This window comes from Methylobacterium sp. WL12, from assembly GCF_008039475.1.
In the GTDB taxonomy this organism is placed as follows: domain Bacteria; phylum Pseudomonadota; class Alphaproteobacteria; order Rhizobiales; family Beijerinckiaceae; genus Methylobacterium; species Methylobacterium cerastii.
Window position 1 is genome coordinate 15,887 of the sequence record NZ_VRUW01000001.1, and the last position, 18,452, is coordinate 34,338.

The following is an 18,452-nucleotide window of genomic DNA, read 5'->3' on the forward strand; positions in this document are numbered from 1 at the left end:
AGAATCGGTGGGCCGCGGCGGGCGGCGCGAAGGCTCTGTGCAGGCCGTTCAAGGCGCCGGTTTGGCGGTCAGCATGCCGTCGGTGCGTTGGCGAAGGAATTTCAGCACCCCGTCGGCCCCGCCTGCCTTCAGCGGTGGGCCGAGGGTCGCCCGCTGTCCCGCGACCTCGCTGACGTTGCCGTTGAGCAGCACGTCCTGGATGCGGTTGTCGGCGTTCACGACGAAGTCGATCTGCGAATCGTCGCCGTCCGGGGTGGTCACGTGGGTGAGCACGCGCTGGTTGCTACCGCTCGGCTCGCTCTTGCGGGTCACCTCGAACTTCGCGCCCGCCGCCCGCGCGAGGCGGTTGGCGTAGGTCACGACGAAGTTGCGCCGGAACGCCTCCGTGATCGCGCCCTGCTGCTCGGGGGTGAAGTCGGCCCATTTGGCGCCGATCGCGAGGCGGACCATCGCCGGGTAGTCGAAGGATCGCTCGAGGGTCGGGCCGACCGCGTCGACCCGGTCCTTCAGGGTTCCGGCGCCGTTCTTCACGGTGGCGTCGAAGCGGGCGTAGAGCCCGTCGACAACGGCGACCGCCGGATCGTCGGCGGCCGACGCCGGGACCGCGGCGGCGGCGAGCGCCAGCGCGACGAGGAACCGGCGCATCAGGCGCACTTCTTCAATTCCGGCACCGCGGCGTCCTCGCTGTGGGCGTTCGCGCCGCGGGGGGGCGCGTAGCTGTAGAACGGTCCAAGCGTAGCCGGCACGGAGGCGCCGCCGACCCGGCGAAAGGTGGCCCGCTCCTCCTCCGGCGCGGGGGCGTCCGCCTCGGCGGCTTCGCGGCGGAGGCGGCCCTCCTGCGTGTGCCAGAGCCAGAGACCGGGGACGCCGACGAGCAGGTCGGCGAGGCGCTTCACCAGTGACAGGGCGAGCGCGACTTCCGCCGGGATGCCGAACAGGGCGCAGAGCGCGATCAGGCCGCCCTCCTGCGCGCCCAGCGCTCCGGGCACCGCGAAGGCGGCGCCACGCACGGCCTGGGCGAGGCTTTCGATCACGATCGCCTCGGCGAAGCTCACCGGGTATCCCATGAAGTGCAGGCAGACGTAGACCTCGATCGTGCCGATCAGCCAGCCGACGAGGTGCACGCCGATGCCCGAGAAGATGCGCAGGGGCGCGCCGTAGAGGCGGCGCAGGTTGTCATAGAGCACGTCGACGGCACCCAGCGCCTGCCACTCGCGACCCGAGGCGAAGCGATCGACGATGCCCTGGATCAGGCGGTGCCCAGCCCGGCGCTGGATCAGGTAGAACGCGCCGATGGCCGGCGCCGCGATGGCGAGGCCGCCGGCTACGGTGCGCACGATCGGGCCGTCGCCGGCGAGCCACACCAGCAGCCCGAGGCCGCCCAGCGTGAACAGCAGCTGCGTCAGCGCCTGTGTCATCATGTCGACGAACATGCTCGCGCCGGCGAGGCCGCCGGCGACGCCGCGCTTGGCCAGGAGGCGCGCGCCGACGAAGTCACCGCCCACCGTCGCCACCGGCAGCAGCGTGTTGATGCCCTCGCGCACGAAGCGCAGGTTGATGCAGGCAGAGAGGTTCGGCCGGCCGGAGACGGGGAAGATCACGTACCAGCCGAGGCCGGCCCATGCGACGGCCACGGCGCGCGCGGCGACGACCGCCAGGGCGCCCCAACCGGCACTCACCACCGCCGCGGCCACATCCTCGAGACCGGAGGACAGAAACAGGCCGACGACCGTGCAGAGGCCGGCGATCAGGGCCAGGGTCGTCAGACGTTTCATGATCCTCTTTCAAGCTCGGGGGTGGCTTGATGCTGGATTCTCGCCGCGATTTCGACCGAAAAAGACCGCTGCGGACGAGGAGTAAGGCTCAAGTTGCAGCAACGATCGGCAATGTCTATCACCCGATAGACACAGTGCGGACCAAAGCGGCACCAGGGGTTTTCACCCCGAGCAGACCGCCCGCACGGCGCATCACGAAGGGATCACCATGGACCGCGACGCTTCCCACTCGGCCGGAGAGGCCGTGCTCGACGACGCCCGCGCCGACGGCTTCGTCAGCAGGGAACCCGGAATCCCCGCGCCGCACTCGCCTGTGATGGCGTGGAACGAGTGGGACCCGCTCGAAGAGGTGATCGTCGGATCCCTCGACGGCGCCACGATCCCGACGCACCACCTGACCGTGATCTTCAACCTGCCGCGGGCGGCGCAGCCGTTCTACCGCTTCGCCTCGGGCTTCCGCTACCCGGGCTTTATGAAGAAGCTCGCGCAGAAAGAGCTCGACAACTTCATTCGCATCCTCGCCGGCGAGGGCGTGAAGATCCGCCGCCCGGACACCATCGACTTCTCGAAGAAGTACCGCGCGCCGCGCTGGTCGTCCCGCGGCTTTTGCGTCGCCTGCCCGCGCGACCCGTACCTCGTGATCGGCGACGAGATCATCGAGAGCCCGATGTGCTGGCGCTCGCGCTACTTCGAGGGCGACGCCTACCGCTCGCTGTTCAAGGAATACTTCCGCGCCGGCGCGCGCTGGACCTCCGCGCCGCGGCCTCAGCTCACCGACGAGCTGTACAACTACGACTACCGCGTGCCGAACCTGAAGGCCGGCGAGCCGATGCAGTTCACGGTCAACGAGTTCGAGCCGGTCTTCGACGCCGCCGACTTCGTCCGCTGCGGCCGCGACATCTTCGTCACCCGCTCCAACGTGACGAACCTGATGGGCATCGAGTGGCTGCGCCGCCACCTCGGCTCGGGCTTCCGCGTCCACGAGATCGAGAGCCGCTGCCCGCAGCCGATGCACATCGATTCGTCGTTCATGCCGCTCGCCCCGGGCAAGGTGCTGGTCAACCCGGACTACATCGACGTCGAGAAGTTGCCGGCGGTGTTGAAGAAGTGGGACGTGCTCGTCGCCCCTCGCCCCGACCCCGTCGAAGGCTTCATGAGCAAGATCTCGATGTGCTCGCCCTGGACCTCGATCAACGTGCTCGCCATCGACGAGAAGAAGATCGTCGTGGACCAGAGCCAGCCGACGCTGATCAAGGCGCTCAAGGACTGGGGCTTCGACCCGATCCCGGCGCCGTTCCTGAGCTACGGCCCGTTCGGCGGCTCGTTCCACTGCGCCACCCTCGACGTGCGCCGCCGCGGCACGCTGAAGTCGTACTTCTAGGCCTCTCGCCTCGAACGAAAACGGCCGCATCCCGGAAGGGGTGCGGCCGTTTTGGTTTGTGGTTCGGGACCCTTGAACGCGTCTCCCGGCCGAGAGCCCCCTGCCCGTCATTCCGGGGCGTCGTAGTCGAGCCCGGAATCCAGAGCCGCAGATGGCGCAATCTAGAACTCGACCTCAGGTTCTGGATTCCGGGCTCTGCTGCGCAGCCCCGGAATGACGGGGAGAGGATGGAACCGGGTTCGCGGAGCATCCGAATTGAGCGAAGACGCCGCTGGCTGCAGAAAACCTGGCCTCCATCTCTTGAGAAGACGGAAGCCAAGTCGCGGTTTATTTCAACGCGAAAACTTCTTGTACTTGATCTTCTTCGGCATCAGCGAGTCGGCGCCGAGCCGGCGCATCTTGTCGGCCTCGTAATCCGAGAAGTTGCCCTCGAACCACTCGACGTGGCTGTCGCCCTCGAAGGCGAGGATGTGGGTCGCGATGCGGTTCAGGAACCAGCGATCGTGGCTGATGATGACGGCGCAGCCGGCGTAATCCTCCAGCGCGTCCTCGAGGGCGCGCAGGGTCTCCATGTCGAGGTCGTTGGTCGGCTCGTCGAGCAGCAGCACGTTGGCGCCGCCCTTCAGCGTGCGGGCGAGGTGCACGCGGTTGCGTTCGCCGCCCGACAGCGTGCCGACCTTCTTCTGCTGGTCGCCGCCCTTGAAGGCGAAGGCCGCGCAGTAGGCGCGCGAATTAATCTCGCGCTTGTTGAAATAGATGATGTCGTTGCCGCCCGAGACCTCCTGCCAGACCGTGGCGTTGGGGTCGAGCGCGTCGCGCGACTGGTCGACGTAGCCGAGCTTCACCGTCGTGCCGACGGAGATGTCGCCGCCGTCCGGCTTCTCCTGGCCGGTGATCATCTTGAACAGCGTCGTCTTGCCGGCGCCGTTCGGGCCGATCACGCCGACGATGCCGCCCGGCGGCAGCTTGAACGACAGGTCCTCGATCAGCAGGCGGTCGCCGAAGGCCTTGTTGAGGTGGTCGAACTCGATGACGTTGTTGCCCAGCCGCTCGTCGATCGGGATTACGATCTGCGCCGCCGCGTCGACCTTGTTGTTCTGCTTGGCGACCAGCTCCTCGTAGCGCGTGATACGCGCCTTCGACTTGGACTGGCGCGCCTTCGGCGAGGCGGAGATCCATTCCTGCTCGCGGGCGATCGAGCGCTGGCGCGCCATGTCCTCGCGGCCCTCCTGCTGCAGGCGCTTCTGCTTCTGCACCAGCCAGGCCGAATAGTTGCCCTCGTAGGGGATGCCCTTGGTGCGATCGAGCTCGAGGATCCAGCTGGTGACGTTGTCGAGGAAGTAGCGATCGTGGGTCACGATCAGGATCGCGCCCGGGTAGTTCTTGAGGTGGCCTTCGAGCCAGTTCACCGTCTCGGCGTCGAGGTGGTTGGTCGGCTCGTCGAGAAGCAGCAGCTCAGGCTCCCACAGCAGCAGCCGGCAGAGCGCGACGCGGCGGCGCTCGCCGCCCGACAGGGTGGCGACCGGCTGCTCGTCGCTCGGGCAGCCCAGGGCCTCCATGGCTTGGTCGACCTTGGATTCGAGTTCCCAGAGGTTCTGCGATTCGATCTCGTCCTGGAGGCGGGTCATCTCGTCCGCCGTCTCGTCGGAATAGTTCATCGCGAGCTCGTTGTAGCGGTCGAGCAGCGCCTGCTTTTCGGCGACGCCCTCCATCACGTTCTCGCGGACCGATTTGGTCGTATCGAGCTGCGGCTCCTGCGGCAGGTAGCCGACCCGCGCGCCCTGCGCGACGAAGCCCTCCCCGGTCCACTCCGTGTCGATGCCGGCCATGATCTTCAGGAGCGTCGACTTGCCCGAGCCGTTGATGCCGAGCACACCGATCTTGGCATCGGGGTAGAAGGACAGGTTGACGTTGTCCAACACCTTCTTCCCACCGGTGTAGGTCTTGGTCAGGCCTTTCATGTGGTAGATGAATTCGCGGGCCATCGCAGGCATCCTATCAGGTTCGGCGGGGCCGGCGCGGGAGGTCGCGCGGCCCGATGGCGGGTGCAGGGTCGTCCGGGCAGGCACGCGCCATGCCCGCGGCTAACCCTGCGGGGTACGGTTCTGCGGAGCGGGCGCCGCGCGCCCTCACCCGCAATCCCTGGAGATGATCCCGCTCGCGTATCAGGACGGCCGGTGCCGGGCAAGGATCGGGGGATGGATCGGGGCGTGGTGGCCGCTGTGGGACTCGAACCCACACGGGCGAAGCCCGAGGCATTTTAAGTGCCTTCCGTCTACCAATTTCGGCAAGCGGCCCTGCGATGCGCCGAAGAGGTAACCGTCGGCGCGAACGAGATCAAGTTTCTCGAGATCAAGCGTCCGGCGTCCAACCGTAGAGCCAGGCGTAGCGTTCGCGCATGCCGTCTGGGCCGAGACGACGCATCACCGCGTCGCGCACGAAGGCGGTGATGCCGCCGGCATGGTAGGTCCGGCCATTGGCGCGGGCGGCGCGCTGCACCCGGCGGACCCGGCGCCGACGGGCCCTGGCGTAGGCGTCGAGCGCCTCGGCGACGGGCTGCGCGGCGAGGCACTGCGCAAGAATCGCGCAATCCTCTATCGCCAGTGCCGCACCTTGCGCCAGGAACGGCAGAACCGGGTGGGCGGCGTCGCCCAGCAGCGCGATCCGGCCGCGGGCGATCGGGCGCGCCACCGGCCGGTCGGCGAGCGACCAGACCAGCCAGGAATCGGGCACGGTCAGGAGTTCGGCCAGATCCGGCGCGCAGTCGCGGAACTGCGCGCGCAGCACCGCCGGCTCGCCGAGCCGCCCCCAATCTTCGTCGCCCTGCCGCTCCGGCACGACCGCGACCACGTTGAGGTCGCGCCCGGCATGGATCGGGTAGTGGACGACATGGCGGCCGCGCCCGAGCCAGAGCCCGGTCGCCTCGCCCGCAAGCGCCTCCGGCACCGCCTCACGCGGCACGATCGCCCGCCAGGCGGCCATCCCGGCTTGGCTGAGCCCACGCGGATCGAGGTGGACGCGGATGCGCGAGCGCAGGCCGTCCGCGCCGACGACCAAGTCGGCCGACAGGTTTTCGCTGCGCGCGCCGTTCCCGCTCTCAAGGGCTAGGGTGACGCAGTCCTCGGTCTCGGTGAGGCCGGTGACTTCGCGGCCCATCATCAGGCGGATGCCGGGGCGCGAGCGCACCGCGTCGAGGAGCAGGGTCTGAAGGTCGGCCCGGTGGATGACGTAGTAGGGCGCACCGAAGGCGTCGCGCGCCGCCGCGCCGAGCGTCACGCCGCCAATCTTGCGGCCCGAATCGAGCGCGCGGACGACGACGCCCGGCGGCTCCGAGCCGGCGCGCCGGAGGGCCGCCGCGAGGCCGAGGTCGGCGAGCACGCGGCTCGCGTTCGGGGAGAGCTGAAGACCGGCGCCGACCTCGCTGAACCCGGTTCGGCGCTCGGCGATCGTGACGGCGTGGCCGGCGGCGTTCAGCGCCAGCGCCGCGGTCAGCCCGCCGATCCCACCGCCGACCACGGCGACGCTCAGCGCCGGCCCGGGGTCTCGCGGCATCAGGCTTCGCGGCATGGCCCTATTCGGCCGCCGCCTTCTGGTCGTGCCAGACGCTCGCCGCCGGGTCGGCGTGGCCGGCCTTCAGGTCGGCGCGGTGGCGATAGAGCGTCGAGCAGTACTGGCAGATGATCTCGTTGTCGGCACCCATGTCGAGGAACACGTGCGGGTGGTCGAACGGCGGCAGCGCGCCGATGCACATGAACTCGCGCGAGCCGACATGGATGACCGCGACGCCGAGCTCGTTGTGGAAGTGCGGTACCGCCCTGTCAGCCATCGCGCCGTCCTGTGCCTTTGGACCCGTCGCACCGGGTCGCCCGAGCCCCGCTTATGCCGCCGTGCCTCCGTCCGGCGCAAGCCTCGGAGCGAACGCAGGCGCCCTCAGGTCACGCGGCGCCGGGTCGGTCGCCCGGCGTAGAGTTCCGTGACTTGGCGCTGCGGCGGCCACGCCGTACATAAGCTGTCGAAGACCGGCCCGGCGCGGACAAGCCCCTCGATGACCCAGCAAGACCAAGCGACGCGGCGGGTGCCCCAAGCACCGATCCACGGGCCGGAGGGCTTCGAAGGCATGCGCCGCGCCGGACGCCTGACGGCGGAAGGCCTCGACGTGCTGATGGAGGCGACCCAGCCCGGCGTGACCACCGAGGCGCTCGATAAGCTCGCCTACGAGTTCGCCATGGATCACGGCGCCTACCCGGCCTCGCTGCTCTATCGCGGCTACCCGAAATCGATCTGCACCTCGATCAACCACGTGGTCTGCCACGGCATCCCCAACGACAAGCCTTTGCGCGAGGGCGACATCGTCAACCTCGACATGTGCCTGATCCTCGACGGGTGGCACGGCGATTCGAGCCGGATGGCCTTCGTCGGCGAGGTGCCGCGCAAGGCCGCCCGCCTTTGTGAGATCACCTACGAGGCGCTGATGCGCGGCGTCGCCGCGGTGAAGCCCGGCGGCTCGACCAACGACATCGGCCGCGCGATCCAGACCTACGCCGAGGGCGAGCGCTGCTCGGTGGTGCGCGACTTCTGCGGCCATGGCCTCGGCCGGAGCTACCACGACGCGCCGACCATCTTGCATTACGTCGAGGCGAGCTACGACGTGCCGCTGAGGCCGGGCCAGTTCTTCACGATCGAGCCGATGATCAACCTCGGCCGCCCGGCGGTGAAGGTGCTCTCCGACGGCTGGACCGCGGTGACCCGCGACCGCTCGCTCTCGGCCCAGTTCGAGCACACGGTGGCGGTGACCGAGACCGGCGTGGAGATCTTCACGGTGTCGCCGAAGGGGCTGAACCAGCCCGCCAACCCGGGAGCCTGAGGCCGTGCCGGGCCCCGGCGACGAGGCCGAGCACGGGCTCTTCGCCGAACGGCCGGCCGTCGCCCCGAAGCCGGAGGCGCCGCCGCACTATCTCGGCCATCGCGACCGCCTGCGCGAGCGCTTCACCAAGCACGGCGCCGACGCGCTGCCCGACTACGAGCTGCTCGAGCTCGCCCTGTTCCGCGCCATCCCGCGCCGGGACGTGAAGCCGCTGGCCAAGGCGCTGATCCGCCGCTTCGGCAGCTTCGCGGAGGTGCTGAGCGCCGAGCCGGCGCGCCTCGCCGAGGTCGAGGGCGTCAGCGCCGGGGTCGTCGCCGACCTCAAGCTGATGGAGGCGGCCGGGCGGCGGCTGGCGCGGGGCGCCATCGCACAGCGCGCGCTGCTCTCCTCCTGGGCCGAACTGATCGAGTACCTGCGCGCCACCATGGCCTTCGCCACCCGCGAGGAGTTCCGGGTGCTGTTCCTCGACAAGCGCAACCACCTCATCGCCGACGAGATCCAGGGGCGCGGCACGGTCGACCACACGCCGGTCTACCCGCGGGAGGTGGCGCGGCGGTCGCTCGAACTGTCGGCGACCGCGATCATCCTGGCGCACAACCACCCGTCGGGCGATCCGGCGCCCTCGGCCGCCGACGTGGCGATGACTCGCGAGGTCGTCGCCGTGTTGAGCCCGCTGAAGATCGTGGTGCACGACCACGTCATCCTCGGCCGATCGGGTCATGCCAGCTTAAAGGGCCTGCGCCTGATCTGAGACGTGTTTGGAACGAGCCTCGGACAAGCTCGTAATCCCTTTGCGTGGCGCGCCTCTTGCCTCTAGCGTGCCGTATCGGGGAGAGACTGTATGGCGGGCGTAGCCTTCGACGAGATGACCGCCTTCGCAGGCAGCGCGACGAGCCAAGCCGACGTCCGCGAGGCCTACGGCCAGCTCAAGGCGTGGCTCGACGCGACGCCTGTCGATCACTTCAACACCCGCCGCAGCCAGGCCGAGCTACTGTTCCGGCGTATCGGCATCACCTTCGCGGTCTACGGCGACAACGAATCGACCGAGCGGCTGATCCCGTTCGACATCATCCCGCGGGTGATCACCAAGCCGGAATGGGGCTTCCTCGAGCGCGGGCTGAAGCAGCGCGTCACCGCGATCAACATGTTCCTGAAGGACATCTACGGCGCCCAGGAATGCATCAAGGCCGGCATCATCCCGGCCGACCTCGTCTACAAGAACGCCCACTACCGGATGGAGATGCGCTCGTTCCGGGTGCCGCACGACCTCTACGTGCACATCGCCGGCATCGACATCGTCCGGACCGGCGAGAACGACTTCTTCGTGCTGGAGGACAACGCCCGCATCCCCTCCGGCGTGTCGTACATGCTCGAGAACCGCGAGGTGATGCTGCGGCTGTTCCCGGACCTGTTCTCCCGCCACCGCGTCGCGCCGGTGGAGAACTATCCGGACGCCCTGCTCGCGACGCTGCGCAGCCTCGCGCCGGTGACGGCGACCCGCGACCCCACCGTCGTGCTGCTGACGCCCGGCCGCTACAACTCGGCATTCTACGAGCACTCGTTCCTCGCCGACAAGCTCGGCGTCGAGCTGGTGGAGGCGGGCGACCTCTTCACCAAGGACGACGTGGTCTACATGCGGACCACCGAGGGGCCGCGCCGGGTCGACGTGATCTACCGCCGCCTCGACGACGACTTCCTCGACCCGTTGGTGTTCCGCCCCGATTCGATGCTCGGCGTGCCGGGCCTGATGAACGCCTACGAGCGCGGCAGCGTCACGCTGGCCAACGCGGTGGGCACCGGCATCGCCGACGACAAGGCGGTCTACAGCTACATGCCGGAGATCGTGAAGTTCTTCACCGGCGAAGAGCCCATCCTGCACAACGTGCCGACCTATCGCTGCCGCGAGAAGGAGGCCTTCTCCTACGTGATGGACAACCTGTCAGAGCTCGTCGTGAAGGAGGTCAACGGGTCGGGTGGCTACGGCATGCTCGTCGGGCCGCACGCGACCAAGCGCGAGATCGAGGAGTTCGCCAAGCGCCTGCGCCACGCGCCGGACGGCTTCATCGCCCAGCCGACGCTCTCGCTCTCCACCTGCCCGACCTTCGTCGCCTCGGGCGTGGCCCCGCGCCACGTCGACCTGCGCCCCTTCGTGCTGTGCGGCGCCGACGAAATCCGCATCGTGCCGGGCGGGCTCACCCGCGTGGCGTTGAAGGAGGGATCTTTGGTAGTGAATTCGAGCCAGGGCGGCGGTACGAAGGACACCTGGGTCCTGGACGCGTGACGGCCTGACGCCTGCCCTCACCGAGAACCGCGGAGCGGCGCACGCCTCCGGGCCGAGCCGAAGAGACCCAGCGAAACAGCCATGCTCTCCAGGACTGCCGACAACCTCTACTGGCTCTCGCGCTACGTCGAACGGGCGGAATTCGTCGCCCGCATCCTCGACGCCGCGCATCGGCTGGCCTCGCTGCCGACGAGCTACGGCGGGGGCGAGACCAACGAATGGGCCTCGGCGCTGGCCTCTGCCGGCGACCCGGAGGTTTTCAAGCCGCATTACGACGGCGTGAACGCCGCCACCGTGTGCGACTTCCTCGCCTTCAGCCCGCACAACCCGTCCTCGATCCGCTCCTGCATCGAGAGTGCGCGCGAGAACGCCCGGAGCGTCCGCACCGCGCTCACCACGGAGATGTGGGACACCATCAACGGGGCGTGGCTCGAATTGCGGTCCTACGAGAAGAAGGACCTCGACCGCGACGCGTTCTCGCGCTTCCTCGACTGGGTGAAGGGCATCTCGCTGACCTTCGACGGCTCGGCCTACCGGACGATGCTGCGCAACGACACCTACTGGTTCACGCGGCTCGGCACCGCGATCGAGCGGGCCGACAACACCGCCCGCATCCTCGACGTGAAGTACAAGATCCTCCTGCCGGCATCCGAGACCGTCGGCGGCAGCCTCGACTACTTCCAGTGGACCACGATCCTGCGCGAAGTCTCCGCCTTCAACGCCTATCACTGGGTGTATCGCGAGAGCGTCAAGCCGCTGCTGGTGGCCGACCTGCTGATCCTCAACCGGCAGATGCCGCGCTCCTTCGCCAACTGCTACGGCGTGCTCGTCGAGCATCTCGACCTGATCGCCGACGCCTACGGGCGCCGCGGCGCGAGCCAGCGCCTCGCGAGCAACCTGCTCGCGCGCCTGGAAAGCGAGGAGATCGACCGGGTCTTCGCCTCGGGGCTGCATGAGTTCGTGATCGCGTTCATCGGCGAGAACAACAAGGTCGGCGCCGCGATCGCGGACCAGTATCTCGGCTGAAGCGCCGAGGTCCGCGGAAGACGTGGCGATTCGGCTTCCAAGGACGCGGGCTCGGTTGCACCCGACCGCGGAACGTCGTGTAGAACGTGGCACCGGGGCCGCGCGAGGCTCCGACCGTCGGCACCGCCGAGATGGGCGGAGGCGGGACGGCGAAGGCAAAGCCGGCACGAATCACGCCGGCAGAGGCAAGACGGGCAGAATCGACGCATGCGCATCCGCGTGGTCCACGAGACCATCTACAGCTACGAGCAACCGGCACGCGGGCTGATCCAGGTCCTGCGCATGACGCCGCGCGACCACGACGGCCAGTACGTCCGCCGCTGGCGTATCGAGCCGTCGGTCGACGGCCGGCTCACCGAGCGAGAGGACGGCTACGGCAACGTCGTGCACTGGTTCACGCCGGATCAGGCCTCCGACGCCCTGGTGATCCGGGTGACCGGCGAGGTCGACACCCACGAGACCCACGGCATCGTCCGCGGCGCCGTCGAGCGGCTGCCCGAGACGTTCTACCTGCGCGACACCGACCTCGTCCTGCCGAGCCCGGAGATCCAGGCGCTGTCCGACGCGGTCGCCACCGCCGGCGATCCGGCCGCGCTCCCCTTCCTGCACCGCCTGATGGCCGCGGTGCACGCGCACATGAGCTACACGCCGGGCCCTGCCAGCGCCGCCGTGCCCGCGCCGAAGGCCTTCGCGGCGGAGGCCGGCGTGTGCCAGGATTTCGCCCACGTCTTCATCGCCGCCGCCCGGCACCGGGCGATTCCCGCCCGCTACGTCTCCGGATACCACCGTCCGGAGGGAAGCGACGCCGAGCAGCAGACGCCGCACGGCTGGGCCGAAGCGCTGGTGCCCGATCTCGGCTGGGTCGGCTTCGACCCGACCACCGGCGACGCGACGACGGAGGCCTACATCCGCGTCGCCTCCGGCCTTGACTACCTCGGCGCCGCCCCGATCCGCGGCAGCCGCACCGGCGGCGGCACCGAAACGCTGGACGTGAAGCTCCGGGTGGAGCAAGCCCAGGCGGCACCGCAATCCTGACGCGCGCACCTCTTCGAAAAGCCTGATCCCATGACTTACTGCGTCGGCGTCCTTGTCGAGGACGGCCTGGTGATGATCGCCGACACCCGCACCAATGCGGGGCTCGACGACATCTCGACCTATCGCAAGCTCCACCACTTCAACGTGCCGGGCGAGCGGGTGATGATGCTGGCCTCGGCCGGCAACCTCTCGGTGACGCAATCGGTGCTGAGCCTGCTCTCCGAGGGCGTGACCGGCGACGACGGCGAGCCGAAGCTGAAGCTCGTCGAGACGACCACGATGTTCGAGGCGGCCCAGCTCGTCGGCCGTGCCATCCGCCGCGTCCGCGCGATCGAGAAGACCGGATTCGAGGCGGCGGGGCTTCGGTTCTCCGTGTCGCTGCTGTTCGGAGGCCAGATCGGCAGCGAGCCGATGCGGCTGTTCCTGATCTACTCGGCCGGCAACTTCATCGAGTGCAGCACCGACGCGCCCTTCCTGCAGATCGGCGAGCACAAGTACGGCAAGCCGATCCTCGACCGCGCCGTGAAGTTCGAGACCGAGCTCTACGACGCGCTCAAGGTCGGCCTCGTCTCGATGGATTCGACGATGCGCTCGAACCTCGGCGTCGGCCTTCCGATCGACATTGCCCTCGCCCGCCGCAACGCCCTCGACCTCGAGGTCAACCACCGGATCGAAGCCGGCGAGGGCTACTTCCACGACCTGCGCGAACGCTGGTCGGCAGCTTTGCGCGCCGCCCACCGCGCGATCCCGCGCCCGCCCTACGGGCCTGCGCCGACGAAGTAGGTTTGCCGAATCTATTCGCTCCCAATCAGCGACCTCATCCTGAGGTGCTGCAGCGAAGCGGAGGCCTCGAAGGAGGCCTCCAGGTATCGCGCGCGAGCTGGATGGCTCCTTCGAGGCGGCTGATGCCGCACCTCAGGATGAGGGGGTGGGTGGGCGAAACCGATCGAGAGCGGTTTTCGGCGAAACGCCGAGCGGGCAGCCAGGATCCTGCGATCCTTTGATCCTGCCTCAGCGCTCGTCCGAGCGGGTTGCCCAGGCGCTCAAAAGCGCGCGCGTTTCAGCCGCTGGGTCGGCGGCGCGCATCAGGCCGCCCATCACGGCCATACCCGCCGCGCCGTGCCGACGGCATTCGGCGGCGGTGATGATATCGATCCCTCCGAGCGCGATCACCGGAATTCCGATCCGCACAGCTTCGGCGATGGCCCCGATCCCGAGGGCGGGGCCGTAGCCGGGCTTGCTCGCGGTGGGGAAGATCGGGCTCAGCGTCACGTAGTCCGCGCCGCCCTCGGCCGCCTCCGCGACGTCTCGGAGCGTGTGGGCCGAGATGCCGACGAGGGCTGCGCCGACCCGTTGCCGGGCCGCGGCGATGGCGGATCGATCCGTCCCGCCGCCGAGATGGAGTCCGGCGCCGAGGTCGGCCGCGAGGTCGGCGTCGCCGCCGACGGTGAGCAAGCCGCCGGCCTGGCCGACGCGTTCGGCGATCCGCGCCGCCAGCTCCCGCCGCTCGGATGGCGGCAAGTCCTTGTCGCGTAACCAGACCCAGCGACCGCCGCCGTGGAGCACGGCGGCGACGGCCTCCACCAGGGGGCGCGGCCCGTGCCGGTCGGTGACCGCCAACAGGGGCGACGGCAGGCTACGAGCCGACAAGGCCGAGCTGCGGGCTCGACGGCTCGGCCCGGCCGCGTCGGGGAATGCGGCCGGCAAGATACGCGTCGCGTCCCGCTTGGACCGCGCCGCGCATGGCGTAGGCCATGCGGACGGGGTCGTCGGCCTTGGCGACGGCGGTGTTGATCAGGCAGGCGTCGGCCCCAAGCTCCATCGCGATCACCGCGTCGGAGGCCGTGCCGATGCCGGCATCGACGATCACCGGCACGCTCATGCGGCGGCAGATCAGCTCCAGGTTGGCCGGGTTGGCGATGCCCATGCCCGACCCGATGAGCGAGCCCATCGGCATCACTGCGGCGCAGCCGAGGTCGGCGAGCCGTTGGCAGACGATCGGGTCGTCGTTGCAGTATGGCAGCACGACGAAGCCGTCGTCGACGAGGTGGCGGCAGGCCTCGATCAGCTCGGTCACGTCCGGGTACAGCGTCTCGCGGTCGCCGATGACCTCGACCTTGATCCAGTTCGTGTCGAGGGCCTCGCGCGCCAGCTCCGCGGTCATGATCGCGTCGCGCGCGGTCTCGCAGCCGGCGGTGTTGGGCAGGAAGCGACGCCCCTTCAGGATCTTGACCGTGTCCGAGCCGTGGCCCTGGAGCGAAACCCGGCGGATCGAGGCGGTGGCGACTTCGGCCCCCGAGGCCGCGACCGCATCGCGCATGATCACCTGCGTCGGATAGCCGGCCGTGCCGATGAACAGGCGCGAACTCAGCGTGACGCCGGCGACGACGAAGGGGTCGTCGGCCTCCGGACGGAGGGGTGTGAGCGTCTCGAGCATCCTCTAGCCTCCCTGCATGGCGCGTACGATCTCGATGCGGTCGCCGTCCGCGATAGGGGTACGCTCCCAATCGCGACGGCGGACGACGCGGCCGTTGACCGCGATGGCGACCCCCTGCGGATCGGGGCTGCCGGTCTCCTCCGCCGCGTGCGCGAACAACGCGGCGAGGTCGGCGGCCTCGATCTCGCGGGCTTGCCCGTTCACCGTCAGCCTCATGCCGAAGCCCTCACGTCCTGGCTTGCGGTAAACCGCGCGAGGGAGAAATCCCGGGCCACCGCCGGCATCGCGCCCGTGGTGACGAGGGCAGCGATCGCGTCGGCGGTCACCGGGGCGAGCAGGTAGCCGTTGCGATGATGGCCGGTGGCGACGACCAGCCCGGGGGCGATCTCGCCCAGGATCGGCGCGTCGTCGTCCGAGGTCGGGCGGAACCCGCTCCACACCGCCTCGACCTCCATCTCCTCGATGCCGGGCAGCACGCGCCGCGCGCCCTCCAGAAGAGCGTAGAGCCCGCCGGCGGTGACGCCGGGGCGGAAGCCGCAATCCTCCACCGTCGCGCCGACGACGATGCGGCCGTCGCCCTTCGGTGCCATGTGGACCTGCTCGGTCCACACCATGTGCGACAGCGTGCCGGTGCGCGCGGTCGTCTTCAGCGCCAACGATTGGCCCTTGAGCGGGCGGACCGGCAGGGCGAGGTTTTGGGGCAGCAGGCCGCCCTCCCCGCTCCAGGCGCCGGCCGCCAGGATCACGGTGTCGGCCTGCAGAACGCCATTGGCGGTGCGGAGGCCGGTGACGCGCCCGGATGTCCGTTCGAGGGCGACGACCGGGCTGTTCTCGACGAGCGCCACGCTGGCGCCACGGCAGGCCTGCACGAGCGCCGCCATCACCCGGCTGGGATCGACCTGGTGGTCGAGCGGGCAGAACACGCCGGCGGTGACCGAGGGGCGCAGGGCCGGCTCGCGGCGGCGGACCTCGGTGCCCGCGACCCATTCGGCGGCGACGCCCGAGCGGCGCTGCAGGTCGTAGCGGAAGCGCAGGCGCTCGACCTCGTCGCGGCCGATGGCCAATACCAGCGTCCCGTCCTCGCGGTAATCGATGTCGTGGCCGGCGGCCGCTTGGAGCTCGTCGCGGAACCGGGGCCAGCGCCGCAGCGAATCGAGGGCGAGCGGGAGCAGCGGGTCCGAGCCGGGCTCGTGCTCGGCCGCGGGCGCCAGCATGCCGGTGGCGGCGAGGCTCGCGCCGGACCCGATGGTCTCGCGCTCGACGACCGCGACGGACCGACCGGACTGCGCGATGCGCCAGGCGATCGACAGCCCGATCAGGCCGCCGCCGACGATGGCGACGTCGGCGCGGACGGGCAACGTGACGGACGGGTTCGTGCCGCCGTTCGTCCGGCGAACCCCGATCGGTGATGCTGGGTGACGACCCAAAAGATCCTCCGCGTGGTGTCGCAGAGACCGGGCCTGACGCTTCCTTCGAGAAGCTGGTGCGATCCGTCCACGAGGATGACGCCCACGGTCCAATCCCTACGCCGGTGTGAACCGGATCAGGTTCGAAGGATTTCCGCGCCGCGAGCCCTTGCGAACCTGCCAGCGGTTTCTCAGCCCCTTGCCGGGGATCTCCCTGGAACACCGCAGATGTGGTCCCACTGGCCGGCCCGGTCAACCCCGTCAAAAGGGCGAGCGCGCAGGTTGGTCGCCGTCTGTCGTCGTGATGCCGAGACGGTTCGGAAACCCTGTCGGCACGAAAGGCGGCGGGTTTCCGCCGGGTACGCGCGAGGCGCCACGTATCGTTCACCGGTTCCGTGGTGGTCTCCGCCGGTCCCCCTCGGGGCGCGGAGGTTGGCGTTGCGGACGATCCTGTTGCTCTGCGTAGGGGCCGGCCTCGCCGCAGGCGTGCTCGGCGGGGTCGGCGACCGCCTGACTCACCGCAAGGCCGACGCGCGACCGGCGCCCGCGGCGCCGCCATCCTCCTCGGCACCGAGTGCGATCGCCCTCAATGCGGACCGCAGCGGCCACTTCCTCGCCGACGCCCTGGTGGACGGCCGCTCGCTGCGGATGATGGTCGACACCGGCGCCACCGCGTGCAGCTTCACCGAGGAGGCGGCCGCGCGTCTCGGCCTCGTCCTCACGCCGCGCGACTTCACCCAATCGGTGATGACGGCCAACGGCGTTGTGCGGGTCGCCCCGGTGCGCATCGGCATGATCCGGATCGGGCCGGTCACCGTGCGCGACGTCGAAGCGGTGGTCGTGCCCGGCGGCGGCCTCGGCACGAACCTGCTTGGGATGTCGTTCCTCAAGCGGGTGCGCGACTTCAGCATCGCCGGCGGCACGCTGACGCTGCGGGGCTGAGATCAGCCCTGGCGGCGATGCGGCTTCGGACGCGGCCGGTAGACCATCATCGGCTCGGAAAAGCCGTCGAGGACATGCTCGCCGAGCGGCACCGGATCGCCCCACAGGAAGTCGACGAAGGGCTTCGACATCAGCAGCGGCTCGCCCAGCGTCTTGTTGAGCCGGGCGATGCGGCTCGCCATGTTCACGTCGCGGCCGATGACGGTGAAATCGAGCCGCGTGCCCGAGCCGACGTTGCCGTAGGCGGCCTCGCCGTGGTGGAGCGCGATGCCGGCCATCATCGGCACCGCGAACTGGTGAAGGGTGTTGGCCTCCTCCAGCGCTTGGAGTGCGCCCTGCGCCGCCGTCAGCGCACCCTTGGCGGCGCCGCCGAGGTCGTCGCCCGGCTCGCGGAAGATCGCGAGCAGGCCGTCGCCAAGGTACTTCAGCACCTCGCCGCCCTCGCGTTCGATCGGCGGGACCAGGCAGTCGAAGAAGATGTTGAGCAGGTCCACCGCCTCTTCCGGCGTCATGTCCGCCGAGATGCGGGTGTAGTCGCGCATGTCGGCGAACAGGATCGCCGAGCGGATGCGCTTCACCTGGCCGCGACGGATGTCCCCCGACAGGATCGCCCGGTGCGGCTCGTCGCCGACGTAGATGCGCAGCACCGTGTCGAGCTGCTTGGTGACGAGGCGCATCTCCATCACCGCGGCGAGCGCCGGCATGACGAAGCGCAGGATCGCGACGTCCTCGTCGCGGAACCCGTCCGGGTCGCGGGTCGCGAAGGTGATGCCGTTATGGGTGCCGTTGGTGAAGAACAGCGGCACGACGATGTAGTGGGTGTAGCCGGCGGCCTTCAGGTCGGGGATCACCGAGTAGGCGTCGTCCGGCGTGTCGGCGAGATCGAGGATCAGCCATGCGGCGTCCTCGTGCACCCTCCGGAACGGGCTCGCCGCGTAGGCGCGCTCGGAAGCCTCGCCGTGCGGAAACAACCGCACCGTGGTGCCGGCCTCGCGCGTCCAGATGCGCCCGATGCCGGAATACTCGGAATGCAGCGTGTCGATCGCCGTCGAGGTCCGATCGACGGGCACGCCGACCTGGTTCAGGCGCTCGGCGAAGCCAGCGATCAGGTCGTCGGGCTCGGGCAGGCGCGCTCCTTCGCTCAGCAACCAGTCGCGGATCGCGACGCATTCCTGCAGCGCGCCGAACGGCACGTCGTCCGCCTCCGAGCCGTCGGCTGCGGCGGTCGGCGGCACGGGTGGATGCTGGCGACGCTCAAGCATACGGCCAAGGTGGGTTCGCGGACCGCCAAAGCAAGGCTTCGGG

General features: G+C 69.5%; 18 protein-coding genes, 1 tRNA gene and 1 riboswitch. Of the genes, 8 read left to right on the forward strand and 11 right to left on the reverse strand.

Going from position 1 to position 18,452, the window contains the following annotated elements:
• Positions 1-48 precede the first annotated feature (48 nt).
• Together FV226_RS00060 and FV226_RS00065 are read right to left on the reverse strand one after the other, a co-directional pair.
• The gene (locus tag FV226_RS00060; protein WP_246691448.1) at positions 49-645 is read right to left on the reverse strand and encodes an ABC transporter substrate-binding protein; all 597 of its coding nucleotides are present in this window, start codon (positions 643-645) and stop codon (positions 49-51) included.
• Complete coding sequence (locus tag FV226_RS00065; RefSeq protein ID WP_147761308.1) at positions 645-1,775, reverse strand: flippase-like domain-containing protein; 1,131 nt, start codon at positions 1,773-1,775, stop codon at positions 645-647. Before FV226_RS00065 ends, FV226_RS00060 begins: the two co-directional genes overlap by 1 nt.
• 208 nt (positions 1,776-1,983) lie before the next feature.
• On the opposite strand from FV226_RS00065, the gene FV226_RS00070 reads away from it, so the two are divergent.
• Positions 1,984-3,156, forward strand: a complete 1,173-nt coding sequence (locus tag FV226_RS00070) for an amidinotransferase (RefSeq protein ID WP_147750143.1) — start codon at positions 1,984-1,986, stop codon at positions 3,154-3,156.
• Between the two features lie 332 nt (positions 3,157-3,488).
• On the opposite strand, the gene ettA is transcribed toward FV226_RS00070, so the two are convergent.
• The 4 genes from ettA to FV226_RS00090 all read right to left on the reverse strand — a co-directional run bounded on the left by ettA (position 3,489) and on the right by FV226_RS00090 (position 6,982).
• Entirely contained in the window at positions 3,489-5,141 is a 1,653-nt protein-coding gene (ettA, locus tag FV226_RS00075) for an energy-dependent translational throttle protein EttA (RefSeq protein WP_147750142.1), read from the reverse strand.
• A 226-nt stretch (positions 5,142-5,367) separates the two neighbouring features.
• Positions 5,368-5,453 (reverse strand) — tRNA-Leu (locus FV226_RS00080).
• 55 nt (positions 5,454-5,508) lie between these two features.
• Positions 5,509-6,708 (reverse strand): FAD-dependent monooxygenase, encoded by a 1,200-nt coding sequence (locus FV226_RS00085; RefSeq protein WP_147761309.1) that lies wholly within the window; start codon positions 6,706-6,708, stop codon positions 5,509-5,511.
• A 19-nt stretch (positions 6,709-6,727) separates the two neighbouring features.
• Complete coding sequence (locus FV226_RS00090; RefSeq protein ID WP_147750140.1) at positions 6,728-6,982, reverse strand: zinc-finger domain-containing protein; 255 nt, start codon at positions 6,980-6,982, stop codon at positions 6,728-6,730.
• Between the two features lie 219 nt (positions 6,983-7,201).
• Between FV226_RS00090 and map the strand changes: the two genes are divergently transcribed.
• The 6 genes from map to FV226_RS00120 all read left to right on the forward strand — a co-directional run bounded on the left by map (position 7,202) and on the right by FV226_RS00120 (position 13,145).
• Positions 7,202-8,020 (forward strand): type I methionyl aminopeptidase, encoded by an 819-nt coding sequence (map, locus tag FV226_RS00095; protein WP_147761310.1) that lies wholly within the window; start codon positions 7,202-7,204, stop codon positions 8,018-8,020.
• A gap of 4 nt (positions 8,021-8,024) precedes the next feature.
• Positions 8,025-8,771, forward strand: coding sequence for a DNA repair protein RadC (gene radC / locus FV226_RS00100; protein WP_147761311.1), 747 nt, complete (start codon positions 8,025-8,027; stop codon positions 8,769-8,771).
• A 90-nt stretch (positions 8,772-8,861) separates the two neighbouring features.
• Complete coding sequence (locus FV226_RS00105; RefSeq protein WP_147750137.1) at positions 8,862-10,301, forward strand: circularly permuted type 2 ATP-grasp protein; 1,440 nt, start codon at positions 8,862-8,864, stop codon at positions 10,299-10,301.
• Between the two features lie 81 nt (positions 10,302-10,382).
• Positions 10,383-11,327 (forward strand): alpha-E domain-containing protein, encoded by a 945-nt coding sequence (locus tag FV226_RS00110; RefSeq protein ID WP_147750136.1) that lies wholly within the window; start codon positions 10,383-10,385, stop codon positions 11,325-11,327.
• A gap of 207 nt (positions 11,328-11,534) precedes the next feature.
• The gene (locus tag FV226_RS00115; protein WP_147761312.1) at positions 11,535-12,362 is read left to right on the forward strand and encodes a transglutaminase family protein; all 828 of its coding nucleotides are present in this window, start codon (positions 11,535-11,537) and stop codon (positions 12,360-12,362) included.
• 30 nt (positions 12,363-12,392) lie between these two features.
• Positions 12,393-13,145: a peptidase gene (locus FV226_RS00120; RefSeq protein ID WP_147750134.1), complete on the forward strand. Its 753-nt coding sequence runs from the start codon at positions 12,393-12,395 to the stop codon at positions 13,143-13,145.
• 228 nt (positions 13,146-13,373) lie between these two features.
• Here FV226_RS00120 and FV226_RS00125 read toward each other — a convergent pair whose 3' ends face one another.
• From FV226_RS00125 to thiO, 4 genes are read right to left on the reverse strand one after another with little or no spacing between them, the layout of a single operon-like run.
• On the reverse strand, positions 13,374-14,012 hold the full coding sequence (locus FV226_RS00125; protein WP_246691449.1) for a thiamine phosphate synthase: 639 nt from the start codon (positions 14,010-14,012) through the stop codon (positions 13,374-13,376).
• Positions 13,999-14,799: a thiazole synthase gene (locus FV226_RS00130; protein WP_147761313.1), complete on the reverse strand. Its 801-nt coding sequence runs from the start codon at positions 14,797-14,799 to the stop codon at positions 13,999-14,001. Before FV226_RS00130 ends, FV226_RS00125 begins: the two co-directional genes overlap by 14 nt.
• Before the next feature lie 3 nt (positions 14,800-14,802).
• A complete protein-coding gene (gene thiS, locus FV226_RS00135; RefSeq protein WP_147750132.1) occupies positions 14,803-15,015 on the reverse strand; it encodes a sulfur carrier protein ThiS in 213 nt (70 codons plus the stop codon).
• Positions 15,012-16,157, reverse strand: a complete 1,146-nt coding sequence (gene thiO, locus FV226_RS00140; protein WP_348644080.1) for a glycine oxidase ThiO — start codon at positions 16,155-16,157, stop codon at positions 15,012-15,014. The genes thiS and thiO overlap by 4 nt, the downstream gene beginning before the upstream one ends.
• 144 nt (positions 16,158-16,301) lie before the next feature.
• Positions 16,302-16,430: riboswitch (TPP riboswitch) on the reverse strand.
• A 213-nt stretch (positions 16,431-16,643) separates the two neighbouring features.
• Here thiO and FV226_RS00145 point away from each other — a divergent pair.
• Positions 16,644-17,147 carry a TIGR02281 family clan AA aspartic protease gene (locus FV226_RS00145; protein WP_246685345.1) on the forward strand — a complete coding sequence of 168 codons (504 nt, stop codon included), beginning with the start codon at positions 16,644-16,646 and terminating at the stop codon, positions 17,145-17,147.
• 2 nt (positions 17,148-17,149) lie between these two features.
• Here FV226_RS00145 and FV226_RS00150 read toward each other — a convergent pair whose 3' ends face one another.
• Entirely contained in the window at positions 17,150-18,409 is a 1,260-nt protein-coding gene (locus FV226_RS00150; protein ID WP_147761316.1) for an adenylate/guanylate cyclase domain-containing protein, read from the reverse strand.
• Positions 18,410-18,452: the final 43 nt, after the last annotated feature.

Bases quoted from the DNA above. Each gene is read 5' to 3' on its own strand.
- FV226_RS00105 (WP_147750137.1), top strand. From the start codon at position 8,862: ATGGCGGGCGTAGCCTTCGACGAGATGACCGCCTTCGCAGGCAGCGCG.
- FV226_RS00115 (WP_147761312.1), top strand. From the start codon at position 11,535: ATGCGCATCCGCGTGGTCCACGAGACCATCTACAGCTACGAGCAACCG.
- FV226_RS00060 (WP_246691448.1), bottom strand. From the start codon at position 645: ATGCGCCGGTTCCTCGTCGCGCTGGCGCTCGCCGCCGCCGCGGTCCCG.
- map (WP_147761310.1), top strand. From the start codon at position 7,202: ATGACCCAGCAAGACCAAGCGACGCGGCGGGTGCCCCAAGCACCGATC.
- FV226_RS00065 (WP_147761308.1), bottom strand. From the start codon at position 1,775: ATGAAACGTCTGACGACCCTGGCCCTGATCGCCGGCCTCTGCACGGTC.
- FV226_RS00120 (WP_147750134.1), top strand. From the start codon at position 12,393: ATGACTTACTGCGTCGGCGTCCTTGTCGAGGACGGCCTGGTGATGATC.
- FV226_RS00090 (WP_147750140.1), bottom strand. From the start codon at position 6,982: ATGGCTGACAGGGCGGTACCGCACTTCCACAACGAGCTCGGCGTCGCG.
- ettA (WP_147750142.1), bottom strand. From the start codon at position 5,141: ATGGCCCGCGAATTCATCTACCACATGAAAGGCCTGACCAAGACCTAC.
- FV226_RS00070 (WP_147750143.1), top strand. From the start codon at position 1,984: ATGGACCGCGACGCTTCCCACTCGGCCGGAGAGGCCGTGCTCGACGAC.
- thiS (WP_147750132.1), bottom strand. From the start codon at position 15,015: ATGAGGCTGACGGTGAACGGGCAAGCCCGCGAGATCGAGGCCGCCGAC.
- FV226_RS00110 (WP_147750136.1), top strand. From the start codon at position 10,383: ATGCTCTCCAGGACTGCCGACAACCTCTACTGGCTCTCGCGCTACGTC.
- FV226_RS00085 (WP_147761309.1), bottom strand. From the start codon at position 6,708: ATGCCGCGAGACCCCGGGCCGGCGCTGAGCGTCGCCGTGGTCGGCGGT.
- FV226_RS00150 (WP_147761316.1), bottom strand. From the start codon at position 18,409: ATGCTTGAGCGTCGCCAGCATCCACCCGTGCCGCCGACCGCCGCAGCC.
- FV226_RS00130 (WP_147761313.1), bottom strand. From the start codon at position 14,799: ATGCTCGAGACGCTCACACCCCTCCGTCCGGAGGCCGACGACCCCTTC.